The 15,512-nt window shown below is 61.1% G+C and carries 14 protein-coding genes; 11 read left to right on the top strand and 3 right to left on the bottom strand.

Translation table 11 applies throughout. The features are described from left to right. Positions 1–13 precede the first annotated feature (13 nt). From AADH44_RS00680 to AADH44_RS00650, 7 genes are all read left to right on the top strand, one after another. On the top strand, positions 14–973 hold the full coding sequence (locus AADH44_RS00680) for an ABC transporter permease (protein ID WP_341953454.1): 960 nt from the start codon (positions 14–16) through the stop codon (positions 971–973). Further along, positions 970–1,812 (top strand): ABC transporter permease, encoded by an 843-nt coding sequence (locus AADH44_RS00675; RefSeq protein ID WP_341953452.1) that lies wholly within the window; start codon positions 970–972, stop codon positions 1,810–1,812. Before AADH44_RS00680 ends, AADH44_RS00675 begins: the two co-directional genes overlap by 4 nt. 97 nt (positions 1,813–1,909) lie before the next feature. Beyond that, positions 1,910–3,580, top strand: a complete 1,671-nt coding sequence (locus AADH44_RS00670) for an amidohydrolase (RefSeq protein WP_341953451.1) — start codon at positions 1,910–1,912, stop codon at positions 3,578–3,580. A 36-nt stretch (positions 3,581–3,616) separates the two neighbouring features. Further along, positions 3,617–5,044, top strand: a complete 1,428-nt coding sequence (locus AADH44_RS00665) for an FAD-dependent oxidoreductase (protein WP_341953449.1) — start codon at positions 3,617–3,619, stop codon at positions 5,042–5,044. A gap of 7 nt (positions 5,045–5,051) precedes the next feature. Then, positions 5,052–5,444 (top strand): cupin domain-containing protein, encoded by a 393-nt coding sequence (locus AADH44_RS00660; protein ID WP_341953448.1) that lies wholly within the window; start codon positions 5,052–5,054, stop codon positions 5,442–5,444. 52 nt (positions 5,445–5,496) lie between these two features. Further along, a complete protein-coding gene (locus AADH44_RS00655; RefSeq protein ID WP_341953447.1) occupies positions 5,497–5,859 on the top strand; it encodes a hypothetical protein in 363 nt (120 codons plus the stop codon). A gap of 14 nt (positions 5,860–5,873) precedes the next feature. Next, positions 5,874–6,035, top strand: a complete 162-nt coding sequence (locus AADH44_RS00650) for a hypothetical protein (RefSeq protein WP_341953446.1) — start codon at positions 5,874–5,876, stop codon at positions 6,033–6,035. A gap of 25 nt (positions 6,036–6,060) precedes the next feature. Here AADH44_RS00650 and AADH44_RS00645 read toward each other — a convergent pair whose 3' ends face one another. The 3 genes from AADH44_RS00645 to AADH44_RS00635 all read right to left on the bottom strand — a co-directional run bounded on the left by AADH44_RS00645 (position 6,061) and on the right by AADH44_RS00635 (position 8,904). Then, a complete protein-coding gene (locus tag AADH44_RS00645) occupies positions 6,061–7,305 on the bottom strand; it encodes a Fic family protein (protein WP_341953445.1) in 1,245 nt (414 codons plus the stop codon). A gap of 81 nt (positions 7,306–7,386) precedes the next feature. Next, complete coding sequence (locus AADH44_RS00640; RefSeq protein WP_341953444.1) at positions 7,387–7,752, bottom strand: cupin domain-containing protein; 366 nt, start codon at positions 7,750–7,752, stop codon at positions 7,387–7,389. Positions 7,753–7,803: 51 nt separating this feature from the next. Next, a complete protein-coding gene (locus tag AADH44_RS00635) occupies positions 7,804–8,904 on the bottom strand; it encodes an alcohol dehydrogenase family protein (RefSeq protein WP_341953443.1) in 1,101 nt (366 codons plus the stop codon). A gap of 189 nt (positions 8,905–9,093) precedes the next feature. On the opposite strand from AADH44_RS00635, the gene AADH44_RS00630 reads away from it, so the two are divergent. The 4 genes from AADH44_RS00630 (at position 9,094) to AADH44_RS00615 (ending at position 15,464) form a co-directional block, all read left to right on the top strand. Then, positions 9,094–10,377, top strand: a complete 1,284-nt coding sequence (locus AADH44_RS00630) for a serine/threonine-protein kinase (protein ID WP_341953442.1) — start codon at positions 9,094–9,096, stop codon at positions 10,375–10,377. Continuing rightward, positions 10,374–10,784: a hypothetical protein gene (locus tag AADH44_RS00625; protein ID WP_341953441.1), complete on the top strand. Its 411-nt coding sequence runs from the start codon at positions 10,374–10,376 to the stop codon at positions 10,782–10,784. The genes AADH44_RS00630 and AADH44_RS00625 overlap by 4 nt, the downstream gene beginning before the upstream one ends. 386 nt (positions 10,785–11,170) lie before the next feature. Next, positions 11,171–13,441 (top strand): glycosyltransferase family 2 protein, encoded by a 2,271-nt coding sequence (locus tag AADH44_RS00620; RefSeq protein WP_341953440.1) that lies wholly within the window; start codon positions 11,171–11,173, stop codon positions 13,439–13,441. 61 nt (positions 13,442–13,502) lie between these two features. Further along, the gene (locus AADH44_RS00615) at positions 13,503–15,464 is read left to right on the top strand and encodes an EAL domain-containing protein (protein ID WP_341953439.1); all 1,962 of its coding nucleotides are present in this window, start codon (positions 13,503–13,505) and stop codon (positions 15,462–15,464) included. Positions 15,465–15,512: the final 48 nt, after the last annotated feature.

Raw genomic sequence — 15,512 nt, 5'->3', positions numbered from 1 at the left:
CCGAGAGTACAGAATGACCGTAACCGTTGAGGACCGCGCCGCACCCGAGTTGGGTGCGCACGCGGCTCCTGCGCGCCCACGCCGCCGCCTAAAACTGCCGGGCTTCGCCCTCGCGATTCCTGCGTGGGCATGGCTGTTTGCCTTCTTTGTCGCGCCGGTCGCGCTCGTCGTGTGGTTCAGCTTCGGATACAAGCCTGGCATTTTTGGCACTCACGCCAACGATGTCCTGTCGCTCGATCGCTACGCCGAAGCACTGTCGCCGACGTTCTTCTCCACCTTCCAGAACACGCTGTGGGTTGGAGTGGTCGGCACGCTCATCTGCTTAGTAATCGCCATCCCCTTCTCCTATTGGCTCGCATTCAAGGCCCCCGTGTCGCGCCGCGGAATCCTGCTAGCGATGGTGATGATTCCGTTCTGGACAAACTTTCTGGTGCGCACGATCGGCTGGCAGATCATCCTCGCCCCGAGCGGATTGCTCTCCACCGCCCTGCAGTCAATCGGCGTGCTCGATCAGCCGCTAGAAATCCTCTTCACTCGCACAGCGGTACTGATCGGTGTCGTCTACAACTACATCCCACTGATGATCCTGCCCATGTTTGTCGCGTTCGACCGTGTGTCATTGCCGATGCGTGAGGCGAGCAAAGACCTCGGTGCTGGGCGATGGTCGACCTTCATCAATGTGACGCTTCCCTTGGCGAAGCCGGGCATCATCGTTGGAATCCTGCTCGTCTACATCCCATTGATGGGCGACTACATCACCGCTACTGTGCTGGGTGGGGCCAAAGGCAACATGGCAGGCCAGATGGTTGCCAACCAGTTCCAAACTGCACAGAACTGGGCCCTAGGCTCCGCAATGGCAGTAGTGCTGGTGCTCACGATTCTCACCACCGTCGGCATCGCCGCCCTCGTTTCGTGGTTGGCGACCTGGCCGCTCAGAGCCCGAAAGCGACTCGTCTTGGGAGGCAAATCATGAACCGGTTGTCATTCACCGATGTCTCCCTCAAAGTCTGGGCAGTGATCGTCTTCGCGTTCCTGTTCGCTCCGATTGCCATCATCATCATTTACTCCTTCAACGAGGGTCGGCTGCTCGTCTCGTGGAATGAGTTCGGTTTTGGCTCGTTTGCGACGATCGTGACCAAGCCCGCCATCACCGACGCAGTGTTGGTGTCGATTCAGACCGGTTTCATTGCGTCACTCATCGCGACAGCGCTCGGCACCATGGCCGGTGTCGCTCTGGCTCGCCGCGCGGGCAAGTGGGCTCCCTGGTTCCTGATTCTTCTTGTGCTCGTCACCGTCACCCCAGAAATTGTGGATGCCGTCTCGCTGCTTCCCTGGATGGTTTTCCTCGGCCAGGATGTTGGACTGAGCATGTTCGACAACGGCATTGTTCGACTCGTCGTCGGCCACTCATTGTTCTCGACCGCGGTCGTGGCCTACATCGTGCGCTCTCGCCTCATCGGCATTGACGAGAGCTTGGAGGAGGCCGCAGCCGACCTCTATGCTCCTCCGTTCAAACGGTTCACCCAGATCACCCTTCCGCTGGTGATGCCGGCAGTATTGGCCGGTGGACTTCTCTCGTTCACCTTGAGCCTCGACAACACAATCGTTTCGGCGTTCGTTCAAGTCTCGGGAACCACCCCGTGGCCCGTCTACGTGCTCAGTGCTGTCCGCAGCGGATTGCGGCCAGAAATTGCGGCAGTCTCAACGATCATGCTGCTGCTGACACTCGGAGCTTTGGCGCTTGTCGCGTACGTCCTGGGTCGAGCGGGCGACTCAGCGACCGACATCGCCAAAACTGTCGGAGGCGGCTAGACCACGAGCCCGCCAGACACGTAGACCGCCAGACAAGCCGACCGCTAGACCGTCAAACCGCCAGATCGCCAGACCGCTAAGGAAAGTGCACGAAACTATGACTTTTGCTGACCTTGTCTTTACCGGCGGCGCCATTTTCACGGCGACCGGTGTCGAACCTATGCCCGGAAGTGTCGCGGTTGGAGGTGGCCGCATCATCGCGGTGGGCACCGACCCTTCGGGTGACGCAGCGGTGCAGCAACTCATCGGCCCCGACACCGAAGTGGTTGACCTCAACGGCAAACTGCTCAGCCCCGGATTTCAGGATGCCCACGTGCACGCCGTGTGGGGTGGCCTCGACCTCATCCGCTGTGATCTCGCACACGAGTCGACTCGCGAACAGTACCTCGACAGGATCCGCAACTATGCCGAAACCAACCCCGAGCTTGAGTGGATTCTGGGTGGCGGCTGGAGCATGGCGGCCTTCCCCGGGGGAACACCCACAGCATCCGATCTCGACTCTGTGGTGGCTGACCGCCCGGCATTTATCCCCAACCGCGACGGGCACGGCGCCTGGGTAAACTCGCGCGCCCTCGAGCTCGCCGGCATCACCCGCGACACTCCCGATCCCAGTGATGGGCGCATCGAGCGCGATGCCGACGGCAACCCCACGGGCACCCTTCACGAAGGCGCTATGTCGCTCGTGAACCAACTGCTGCCCGAGACTTCGCCAGCCGACTACGCGCAGGCACTGATGATTGGACAGCACTACCTGCATTCCTTCGGGATCACCTCGTGGCAAGATGCCATCCTCGGCGGGTATGGGGATGCCGGTGACGCCACCCCCGCCTATATGGAAGCGGCGACGTCAGGCGAGCTGACCGCCCGCGTTGTTGGTGCCCTGTGGTGGGATCGCACGCGCGGCCCCGAACAGATCCCCGAACTCGTTCTGCGGCGCAAGAACAATGTCGCCGGGCGCTTTGCCGCGACCAGTGTGAAGATCATGCAAGATGGTGTTGCCGAGAACTTCACCGCCTCCATGTTGGAGCCCTACCTTGATGGCTGCGGTCACCACACCGACAACTCTGGAATCTCGTTCGTCGATGCAGACCAGCTCATCTCCAATGTCACCGAGCTAGACGCGCTCGGGTTCCAAGTGCATTTTCACGCCATCGGTGACCGTGCCGTGCGCGAGTGCCTCGATGCCGTAGAAGCTGCGCGTGCGATCAACGGACCCAACGACAACCGTCACCACATCGCGCACCTGCAGGTGGTGCATCCGGATGACGTCCCCCGCTTCGCGGCCCTCGGAGTCACCGCCAACATGCAGTCATACTGGGCTGCGCTCGAGCCACAGATGGTCGACCTGACACTGCCATTCTTGGGCGACCCGCGCAGCTCATGGCAGTACCCGTGGGGCGACCTTTACCGCGCCGGAGCCCACCTGGCCTCAGGTAGTGACTGGTCGGTGAGCACCCCTGAGCCGATGGCAGCGATCCATGTAGCCGTAAACCGCATCGCTGCGCCGGGTCATGAAGAGGGAGAGTACGAAGCTTTCTTGCCTGAACAGAGCCTCGATTTGCTGACAGCGATGACTGCATACACCGCCGGTTCTGCATACACGAATCATCTAGATGAGACTGGCACAATCGGGGTGGGCAAGCTTGCCGATCTTGTCGTGCTCGACCGCAACCCCTTCGCCGGGCCAGCAGCCGAAATCGGGCTCACCCGCACCGAACAAACCTTCGTCGAAGGCGAACGCGTATACCGCGCGCCCGCCCAACCATAAAGCTCGCGACAGCAGCGCGAGAGAGGAAAGTGCCCCATGGGCAAAGTAGTGTTCGAACGAAACGCACCAGCAGCATCCGTCATCAGCAATTCCCTTGACGGATCCATTCAGAAGTCATTCTGGATTGACGACGTGCCGGACGCAACCACGTTTGCGGCACTGCGCGGAAACATCACCGCCGATCTCGCCATTGTTGGTGGAGGTTACCTCGGGCTGTGGACCGCAGTGCTGGCGAAGCAGCGCAATCCCGAAGCCAAAGTCGTGCTGCTTGAGGCGCGCGAACTGGGCTGGGCCGCGTCTGGTCGCAACGGTGGCTTCTGCGAAGCGAGCATCACACACGGCGAATCAAATGGTATGAGCCGGTGGCCCAAAGAGTATGCGCAACTCCACCGCCTCGGCCTTCAGAACCTTGACGAGATTGAAGCCAGCGTCGCTTCTCTCGGCCTCGACTGTGACTTTGAGCGCACAGGTTCGCTCGATCTTGCTATCGAACCGCATGAGATCGAATGGCTCACCGAAACCGAAACCAATGAAGACACCGTCTTCCTTGATGAGACTGCGGTGCGCGCCGAAGTGAACTCGCCCACCTACCTTGCCGCCATCTGGAACAAGCGCATTAATGCCCTCGTACACCCGTCGAAGCTGGTTCATGAGCTGGCGCGGGTCGCGACCGAACTCGGCGTCGAGATCTTTGAGAAGTCGCCCGTGCGCGAGATCGAGACATCCGGTGCGCCGACGGATGCCGCGATCGTGCACAGCCGCACCGGTACGGTTCGTGCCACCAGGGTTGCTCTCGCGACCAACGCGTTCCCCTCGTTGTTGAAGCGCACTCGCCTGCACACGGTTCCGGTGTATGACTATGTGCTCATGACGGAACCCTTGAGCCCCGCACAGCTCGCCTCCATCGGCTGGTCGAACCGCCAAGGCCTCGCCGATATGGCCAACCAGTTTCACTACTATCGGCTCAGTAGCGACAATCGTATTCTCTTCGGGGGATATGACGCCGTGTACCACTACGGTCGCAAAGTGCGTGAGGGGTATGAGGATCGCCCCGAGAGCTTTGAGCGCTTGGCGAGCCATTTCTTTACGACATTCCCGCAGCTGGAGGGGCTCAAGTTCAGCCACCGCTGGGCGGGTGCTATCGACACCTCAACACAGTTCAGCGCGTTCTTTGCGACAGCCCGCGACGGTCGTGTTGCGTACGCGGCAGGCTTCACGGGGCTTGGCGTTGGCGCGACTCGTTTTGCCGCCCAGGTGTTGCTCGACAAGCTCGACGGGCTCACTACTGAGCGTACCGAGCTGGAGATGGTGCGAAAGATGCCGTTGCCGTTCCCTCCGGAGCCGATTGCCTCCCTCGGTATTCAAGCCACGCGGTGGTCACTCAATCAGGCCGACCATAATCAGGGCCGGCGCAATGTGATTCTCAAGACCTTGGATGCGCTCGGTCTTGGCTTCGACTCCTAAGACGCTCATGCCCATCCCAGACGCAGCTACGCATCCAGACCGTGAGCCCAGCACCGGCTCTGCCCTCACGCCCGGCCAGCCAGTGTCCGCGAGCGCAGTACCCGTCACCCACGAAGCGTTGGATGCCGCGAGTGTTGTGGAGGGACTCCCGACCGCCGGTTACACCATGCTCGATACCCTCGGCGACACCGAGATCGGCATCTGGGAGATGAGCATGGGCACCGCAACCGACACAGAAGAAGATGAAGTCTTTGTTGTGGTGAGCGGGCGTGCCAGCATCCATTTCGCTGCGGATGATCGCACGATTGTTGTTGGCGCTGGCGATGTTGTGCGGCTCACCGCGGGCATGCAGACCACGTGGACGGTCACCGAGACGCTGCGCAAGATTTACGTGAGCTAGTTCGTGGGTCTGCGTTGTTCGTGCGCGAGCGCAGTTCGCGTACCGTAGAACCATGATCACGAGACGGGAAGCCGCGCTTCGCCTAGACATCCCCCTGGAGATGGCCCGCAGGCACGACATCCCGAATCGCCTGTCTGAGGCAGAGTTCACTGAGCTCGAAACCAACCCTCCGGCGTGGCTTGTGCAGTCGCGGGCGAATCGCACGGGCAAGCGCCCCGTCTGGGCTCAGCTCACCTGCACAGTCTGTGGTTTCACGGAGGCCGCACGGCCCAAGAAGTGGTGGCCCGCGTTCACCTATCTCACGTGCGACTGGCACTCCGCCGATGAGCTGCCGCCTGCCGCTGACGGAATGTACCGTTCAGAGATCGATGGAATCGGCAGCCGGTTCGTAGGAATCGTCGACGAGAAGCCGTAGCGGACGACGCAGCAATGTCCTACTTCTTTGTCGGGCTCGCGCTCATCGTCACTGGTGGCGGTCTCTACTTCGGCGGCAATGGAGCAGGCTTTGCGTTAGCAATCTCAGGTTTCGTATTCGTGATTCTCGGCATTCCCGCGCTCAAGGAGTGGGACGCGAAGAGAAAGAAGCGTTGATCGGACTGAATGCATCGACGGTGAGTCAGACAGTCCGGCGGATCCGCGCCGCGTACGCGTCGAGCACGCTAAGAATCCCCCGGTGTTCCCACACGCGATTGCGGGTAAAGCCGGTGCGCTCGGTCAGTATCTCGCGATCAGAAAGCACGTCCAGGGCGCGCACCACAGTCATGTCACTCAGCCCGAGCGCGCCCACAAGGTAACGGGTATTGACCACCGGCTGCCCGACCAGTCGCGGCAGAACCTTCCAGGCGGCAGAGTCCGAGCGGATGCCAGCGAGGGCGTGCTTCGACGCCTCCAGTTCGTTTGCGAGGTTATCGACGAGTTCGCGCCCCGTCACCGCGGCGTACCTTGCTGCATCGGCGAACCGGCGCACGATGGGGCCAGCATCTCCGGCACGGTACTGCGTCAGCGCGTCAAAGTATGTCTCGACGTCTACGAGTAGACCGGCCGAGAGGGGCACGGTGGTGTGGGTAGAGAGTCGTTTGTTGCGCAGCATCGCCTGCGCGAGAGCGCGACCAGTTCGGCCACTACCGTCAACGAAAGGGTGAATGGTTTCGAACTGCGCGTGCGCAACCGCTACCTGCACAAGGGCCGGCACATCGGGGCGGCGCGCAAAGGCGACTATGTCGTCGATGGCGTCAGGAATAAGCAGATGCTGGGGCGCAATGAATGAGGCCTTCCGAGGTCCAGCATTGTCTCTGTTGCCTATCCACACCAGCTCGGTGCGGAACCTACCCGCCTCGTGCTCGAGCCCCTCTTGGCGACTAAGAAGCTCGGTATGCATGGCTAGGATGCTCGCGGTGTCGAGCTTGTCAGACAGCCGAAGAGCCGCTTCCAGCGCACGAACGTTGCCAACCACAGTGAGAGCGTTGTGCTTCTTCCCTTCGTCGATCTCGGCGAGCGCAAGCTGTTTGGCTGAAGTGGTGAGGTTCTCAATCTGACTGCTCGATGCGGACTCCGTGCGTAGCAGGATCGCCGACATCGGCGCCAGCGCCGGGTCAGCGGCACCGAATACCGTCAGAGAGTGAAGGTCGAATTCTCGGAGCGCGAGTGCAGCCTCCTCAACGTTAGCTATCGTCTCGCTGTCCAGCCTTGGCGACCATTGGGCGATGGCGGGAGTGACAGTCGATTCGTAGGTGCCGGTCTGTCGTTCAATCTCAGCGCGCGAGTACATTTCGGGGAATCTCGGTACCCAGTCGTGGACTTCGTAAGCCACCGGCGGCACCGCAACGAACCCCTGAGGTGCGTACATGCTAACTGTGGTCATGGACGAACTATACCAACATTTATACCCATAAGTGTTGGTATGAGTAATAGCGATCCACTCTAGGTGGGAACCATGCCCTCGCTAGCCGACTTCGCGCAACGGCGAAGTTCGGTCGCCACCGGCGTCGCCCGTGTTCGCAGTTCCCCTGAGTTCAATAATGACGGCGGATACCTCGTGCTCAGCCTTCGGGCAATGTTCAACGCCCTGGGGGATCACAAAGAGTTCGTTCGGGCCGAGCACAATGTCGCGATCCCGCAGTTGGATGGTGAGCTCCCCCTCCACCACCAAGAACAGCTCATCGGTCTCGGGGTGACTGTGCCACACGAACTCACCCTGCAGCTTCACGATCTTGACGTCGTGGTCGTTGACGCTCGCCACCCGGTGCGGCTGCCAGTGTTCGGTGATGGTTGCGAGAGCAGCGGTGAGGTTGGATGCGGTGGCTGACATGGGCCAACGCTAGCAGCGCAATTCCGCAGCCGCCGATACGTTTACGACCGTTTACGGAGCATGTTCTGAGGCGAGTGCGTCGCTCAACCGTGGCGGAATCAGGACAACGTTTCCGACGTGGCGCTTGTGGAGAAAGTCGCGCTGGGCGGCGACAATCTCGGACAGCGGGTAGGTGCACTCGAGCAGCGGGCGGATCTCACCGCGTTCGATGTACGACACGACGTCGGCGAATACGTGTTTGTCCCACGAAGTGCAGCCGATGAGCCGAAGGTCACCGAGGTAGAGCATCCGCAGGTCAAGTTCGACGATGGGGCCGGCGATTGCGCCCGATGTCACATAGGTGCCTCCGTGGCGCAGCACTGCGAGCATGCTGCCAAACTCGGGGCCTGCGACATTGTCGATTACGACGTCAACACTCTGGGAGCCAAGCTGCGCACCATGGTCGTGCCCGCGTTCGAGCACCTCATCGGCACCAATTTCGATGACCCGCTCGCGTTTTGCGGCACTCGCGATCCCGATGACGTAGGCGCCGCGTCGTTTGGCAAGCTGAACGACCGCCGACCCCACACCTCCGGATGCGCCGGGAACAAGCACACGCGTGCCTGCGGTGATTCCGGCGCGGCTCACCATGTTCTCCGCGGTGCCGTATGCACACGGAATTGTTGCGAGCTCGGCGTCGCTCCAGGCGCTCTCGACGGGGAACACGTCGCGTGCCCGAACGGCGGTGAACTGTGCGAATGCGCCGTCACGATCAGAACCAAGCCACTCTGTCTCGTCTGACCCATCCGGGCCGAGAGGCATGCACGCCCGAATGAGCACGCGGGCACCGATAATGCTCGAGTCGACGCCGTCACCTACCGCAACAACACGTCCACAGCAGTCTGCGCCCTGGATGAGCGGAAACGGTGTCGCCCCGTTCCAGCCGCCGTCGGCGCGGCCCTCCCCAAGAGCGTCGAGCCCCTCGGATGATTCGTTGGTGGCGGTCGACACCGTCGACGAGTACCAACCGAGTCGCGTATTGATGTCGGTGTTGTTGACACCCGCCGCGAGCACCTGAACGAGCACCTCTCCCAGCCCGGCCATCGGCTTAGGAACCTCACTCAGAACAAGCCGGTCGAAGTCACCGACACCCGTGGTTACGATGGCGGTCATGGTAGCCGCGTCCGCGCGGGGGGCGTGAATATTCGGTCGCTGGCTCATGACTCCAGTCTCGCAGGGACTGCCGTCGCTGCGGTTGTTGGGTAGCAGCATTCTCCCGGAGCCGCCGCTAGAGCTGATCGTCCAGCGACCAGACCCGGCCAACTCGTCTACAATCGCTTGGTCAGGACTAAGGAGGTTCGCATGTCGATTGGTCAATCCCTTCGACCAGCCTCGAACGCGGATGACGAGATCATCGGCAGCGTGATTGGTGGGCGTTACCGAGTTACCAGCCTTATCGGCCGCGGCGGCATGGCTTCGGTATACCGCGCCACCGACCAGTCGCTGCCGCGTGAAGTCGCGCTCAAACTGATGCTGCCGGGGATGGCCGACCCTGACGAAATAAGCCGCCAACACAATGAGATCGACACCCTCGCAACGCTCAATCACCACGCGCTGGTGACCCTCTTCGACGCGGGTACCGAGAAGACACAGGCCGCTGATCGCGTATTTCTCGTCATGGAGTTCATCGACGGACCGAACCTACGCGAGGTAATGACAGCCCCGCTTCCACCGGGGCTGGTCGCACATCTCGGCGCCGATATCGCGGAGGCCCTGCATTACATGCACGGCCGGGGTATTGTGCACCGGGACGTTAAGCCTGCCAACATCCTGCTGGCGCATTCGGAGCTTCCTAGCCGCCAATTCCACGCGAAACTTGCCGACTTCGGCATCGCCCGACTGGTCGACGGAAGCAGACTGACCTCGACCGGAATCATCATCGGCAGCGCGAGCTATCTGAGCCCGGAACAGGCACGGGGCAGCGAGACAGCAGGAGCATCCGATGTTTACTCGCTCGGTCTCGTGCTGTTGGAAGCGCTGACCGGCGAGAAGGCTTTCCCAGGAAGCACCATCGAAACGATCAGCGCGCGACTGAACAGCACGCCGACCGTGCCAGACACACTTGGCGAGGTATGGGGCGAGCTACTGACGAACATGACAGCGCTTGATGCTGGGCATCGGCCACCTACGATGGACGTTGCCGTCGCAATGCGAGAGCTTGCCAGCGCGTCCGAGGGCACGGAAGTGAACGTCGTCGCCCCGATCGGCACGACCGAGTCGCTTGGCAATGACAATGAGGACGGAACGGCTCTACGAGCAACCAAGGCGTATACCGCGGTAGTGACCGAAGCAACGGAAGCATTGAGCGGACCATACACAGTGACGCAGGTGTCAGAACCCGTTATGACTTCGTCGCCCAGCCGCCCGGAACCGAGAGCCACCGCACCAAAGCGCCCGCTCAGATCGATCCGCAAAAAGACCATCGGCTTCGCCATCGCTGCCGTCGTGGTCATCGCCGCTATAGTTGGTGCGGTTTCCTGGTCGAACTCCCAGCCTCCGGCCGCCGCACCCGCACTGACGTATCCAGAGGTATCCGGCACGTTAGGTGCACACCTCAAACAGCTCCAGGAAAGCGTGACACCATGAGCGCTTGGGGGCGCGCGGCCACTCGAATCGTCGCTGCAACGTGCGCCGCGATGTTGATCACCGCAGCACTCAGCGGGTGCGCGCCGACCGAGCCAGAACTTGACTCTGTGTCAGCCTCAAGAATGCAGGAATCCGTCGCCGCCGTAACGCAGGCAGCCGCCGCGGGCGACCCTGCGGGTGCCATCGCCGCTCTTGATGCCCTCGAAGCACAGCTGAAGGAAGACACGGCATCCGGCATGATAGGCGCTGATCGGAGTGCCCAAATTCAGGCGTCAATCGATCTCGTCCGTGCCGACCTCACCGCAGCACTGCCCGAACCGCCGCCGGCACCTAGCCAGGAGGGCACCAAAGACGAAGACAAAAAGGGGAACGACAAAAAAGAGGACAACAAGGACAAAAACGGCTAGGGCCCGGTTGAACAGACAACGCTTCGCGGGGACGTTAGGGTGCCGCGACCTGTGACCAGTTGCGTCGTGGAAGGTAACTCGTTGAACTTCGGCCGGCTCCCGAATGGCGATCTGCTCGCCATCGACCATCTTTTCGCGCGAAAGCCGGAGCGCCTCCCCAGCCGGCGGCGGTGTGGGCGCCTCATATCGGGAGTCCCTGAATCGTAGAACCCACTGTTCCTGCGCCATGGGGTTACTCCACCACGAGGCGGCTGGCTCGCGTATTTCGTCATTCCATTCGTCGGTTCGTCCCCAGATTTGGGGACTTCTCGCGGAGTGACGTGCGCAACTGTTCAGGCGTAGCATGAGTACACGCAACATGGAATGCGGCGAAAGTGCGGGGGCACATGAGCGAGCCAGTGTTTTGGCCTTGGTCGGCTGTCTATTCAATTGTGGTGCTCTCTCTGGTCGGAATCTCGTGGCTTGCAGAGCGACGGCGGCCCGGTTCTACTCACCGGTTGGCATTGACCGTAGGGCTCGGATCCGCACTCGTCTATATCACTTGGCGCGTCGTTTTCACGATCCCGTCAGACAGTTGGATGGCGCGCGTTGCCGGGATCATTCTCGTGACGGCGGAAATCGTGGGCATAGCGCAATCGGTGACGTTCACCGTAATGGCCTGGTGGCAGGCGAAACATCTGCCTGTACCACTGTCGGCACTCGATAGAGTCCCCTCAGTTGACATCTATATCGCGACTTACAGTGAGTCGATCGGGGTTCTTGAGCCGACACTCGCCGGGGCGATGGGCATCCGATACCCGGGTCGCTTCACCGTGTACCTCTGCGATGACGGCAGTCGGCCCGAGGTTCGCAAGTTAGCTCAACGCTATGGGGCCGAGTACCTCGACCGGGAAGAACACGAGCACGCCAAGGCGGGCAACCTCAACAATGCCCTCGCCCATAGCTCGGGAACGCTCGTGGCCACTCTTGACGCGGATATGATCCCCACGGTCGACTTTCTCGAGAAGACCGTCGGCTACTTCGTTGATGAGAATCTCGCGTTTGTGCAGGCCCCCCAGGCGTTCCATAATCAGGATGCTTTTCAGTACAACTTGTTCTCGGGTGATGCTCTTCCCAACGAGCAAGACCTTTTCATGAAAACCCTGCAGCCTGGCAAACAACGTTCTAATGCGGTGATGTACGTCGGGAGCAACACGGTGTTCCGCCGCACGGCGCTCGACGCCATCGGTGGCTTCGCCACTGGCGTGATCACCGAGGACATGGCGACAGGAATGCTCCTTCAGGCTGCGGGATACCGCACCCAGTTTGTGCCAGACATCGTGGCTGCTGGCCTTGCTCCCGAGAACTTCGCCGACCTGCTTTCCCAGCGCACGAGGTGGGCGCGCGGCAACATTCAGACAGCGCGCAAATGGAACCCTCTCACCTTGCCCGGTCTGTCGTGGATGCAGCGTTGGATCTACTCCGATGGCATCGCGTACTGGCATTTCGGCATCCTTAAGCTGATTTTCATCCTCGCGCCACTCGTCTACCTGATCGGCGGAATTCCGGTCGTGCAGGCCCAGCTGTCGTCAATTCTGGTGATCTGGCTGCCCTACTTCGTGGCCTCAGTTGTGGGCACGCGGGCAATCTACCGGGGGCGCCGCAGTTTCACGTGGACCCATGTGTATGAGATTGCGATGGCGCCGACGATCGCCATTTCGGTGATCAGCGAGTGGCTGGGGCTCAGCACCAAAGTATTTGCGGTAACGCCCAAGGGCGTGTCAACTGAGAAACTGAACTTTCGCTGGGTGATCGCGTTGCCCCACATCGTGTTGCTGGCGCTGTCGGTCTACGCGCTGGTGAACGCATTCGTGCTGTCCGCGGGCACATTCACTTTCGACTCGCTGGTGATCACCTCCCTGTGGACCCTCTACAACGTGGTCGGTCTGGTCATGGCGGTCCTAGTCTGCCTAGAACGCCCCCGCCAGCGACGCACTGAGCGCACACAAGTTGACGCGCGAATAGACGCGCGGTTGTGGAACGGTGCGCCCATCGAGGGCCGGGTTCTTGATCTCAGCTTCAATGGTGTGCGATTCGCCCTTCCGTGGTCGACCGTGTTTCGCCCGTCGGATGCAAGCCGGCAACTAGCGCTGAGGGCGGAACTCGCCGTCGACGGAATTGGCGTCGTCTTGGGCGACTGCCGGTGGGTCAGCGAAACCGAGGATGGCCTGCTGGTCGGCTTCGAGTTTGATCAGCTCTCCCCCACTCAGGCCGTAAAGCTCGTGAGCACGATCACATCATCTCCGCACTGGGTGCGCCATGATCGCGAGGTCAATGCACAGGTTGCTAGTGCGGCTGCACGCACGGTGATGGGGGCTGTGCGTCGGGTCAATCCGAGCTTGAGGTCCGAGTTGCGATTGGCCACGCGCGGTGTGGCGCACCTGCGGCGGGAAACCACGGAGCTCGCACCAACGTTCGCGGTGTATCTGGAAGACCTCAGTTTTGGGGGCTGCCGTGTGCGGTCACCTCAATACCTGAGGTCGGGAGATCACTATCAGGTGGACTTGGACGGTCAGCACGCTGGCGCCGCCGAAGTGCGGTGGGTGGAAAAGCGCGGCCGACGTTATGTCGCTGGTTTGAAATTCGATCGCCAGAGGGAATTGACGGTGCCGAAATGAGATCGCCGGAATTGCGTGAACCCCTGCAGCTGAACACTCCTACTGAACGGAGCTTCCACCTATGAATACCCCGGATGTCGACCAAGCGCTGCTAGCGCTGGCACTAGCCACCGTTTCCGAGGGGTCACTCATCACGGATGCCGCCCGCGAAACTATCTACGCCAACCCCGCGTTTACCGAGATCACCGGCTACGCGCAATCCGAGATCATCGGCAAGAACTGCCGATTCTTGCAAGGGCCGGACACCTCTCCTGTTGAGCTGCAAGTCATGCGGAACGCCCTCAATAACGGCGAGGTCTTTCAGGGCACACTCCTCAACTACCGAAAAAATGGCACACCGTTTTGGAATCACCTCACGATCACGCCGCTGAAAGATACAGCGGGACAGATAACTAACTTCGTTAGTGTGCAGCGCGACGTCACGGAGCAGGTCCAGGAGCGGGACGCGCTTGCTCACCTTGCGATCCACGACCACTTGACCGGCTTGCCCAATCGCGCCGCACTGCGTGGCCACATCCGCAGTGCGCTGAGCGAAGCGAGTGAGGACGGCTCGACCGTCGCGGTGGCGATGATCGACCTCGATGATTTCAAGGTCATCAACGACCGCTATGGTCACCTCGCTGGCGACGCGGTTCTCAGCGAGTTCGCCGTGCGGATGCGCGAGCGACTGCGTCACAATGATTACCTCGCGCGCGTCGGTGGGGACGAGTTCGTCGTCGTGTCGGAACTGTCGCCGTCGAACCCGATAGCTGATTTTGCGGAAATCGCCGACCGTCTGCACGAAGCCGTCGAGTCGCCGTTTCGTGTCGACAACGCGCATTTCGCGTCGATAGGAATGAGCATGGGTGTCGCGCTGTTCCCCCGCGACGGCGTGACCGGTCGAGATCTGCTGCGAACCGCCGACACCGCGCTGTATCGGGTTAAACCAAAGAAGGGGCGCCGGTCGAACTGGTGGGACGCAGCGGGCACGGATGCGACGAGCCACACCAGTGAGGGTGAGTCCGGTGGCAGCCGGATGCCGGTCGGCGAACTGGTGATGTTTATGCAGCCGATCGTTGACCTTCGCTCCGGTCACGTCACACAGGTGGAGGCGCTCGCTCGACTGCGCACGCCGTCGGGGCAGATTGAGACCCCCGACAACTTCTTGCCACACTATTCGCGCGATCAGTTGGTTGATGTCTTTAAGCAAGGACTCGATCAGTCTCTGAGATGGGCGTCGCGGTGGGATGCTGAGGGTCTCGCCCTGAACGTATCGGTGAATGTTCCTCCCGAGTTGCTCAGTGATCCGAATAGTGCGGACTGGGTGAGAAGTGCTCTCGTCCACCACAGCGTAGTTCCGAGCCGGTTGAGCCTTGAGGTACTCGAAACTCAAGAACTCGACCTCAGCACGAGCGACAAGACGGTGAGCGAGCTGGTGCGCCTCGGAGTCAAGATGCACCTCGACGACCTGAGTTCAGGCTTCAGCACGCTGAAACGCCTCACTGATATCCCCTTCGACGTCATCAAAATCGATCGACGAATCTTCGATCAGGCGCACACCCGACCACTGCAGGTGCTCACTGTCTTGGCTTCGATCACCAGACTCGGCGCTGAATCGAATTATGGAACGGTGGTGGAAGGCATCGAAGACCGCGAGCGGCTTGAAGTGAGCGCGATTCTGGGCGCACGATCCGGTCAGGGGTACCTCTTTGCGCGCCCCATGCCCCCGGAAGAAGTGGGGCCCTGGCTCGAACAGTTCACGATGCCGTATCGCGCGGACGAACTGACGACGGCGCTGGGCGCGCTCGCCTACCACTGGTCGCACGGTCGTGGCGATTGGCACGAAGACACCACGTATGAACAATGCCCACTAACGGGATACCTGTCGCTGTCGGAGGCTGACGCCGAAGTTGTCGCAGCCCACAAAACCCTGCACGCGAGGCCGCCCGCGGAGAGCGAAGCTCGGATTGGCGCCAATGCAACGCTTCTGGCGCGCTTAGTTGAGCAAGTTCAGCACACCGGTCCTTCTGACGCACCCAGCTGAGATCGTGTGCCGGGTCTCAGAACGAGCCCATGCCTGCGTGTGATGGTG

This window comes from Salinibacterium sp. TMP30 (genome assembly GCF_038397785.1).
Classification (GTDB): domain Bacteria; phylum Actinomycetota; class Actinomycetes; order Actinomycetales; family Microbacteriaceae; genus Rhodoglobus.
Note: the sequence above shows the minus strand (reverse complement) of the source record. Positions and strands in the feature narration are given on the sequence as shown.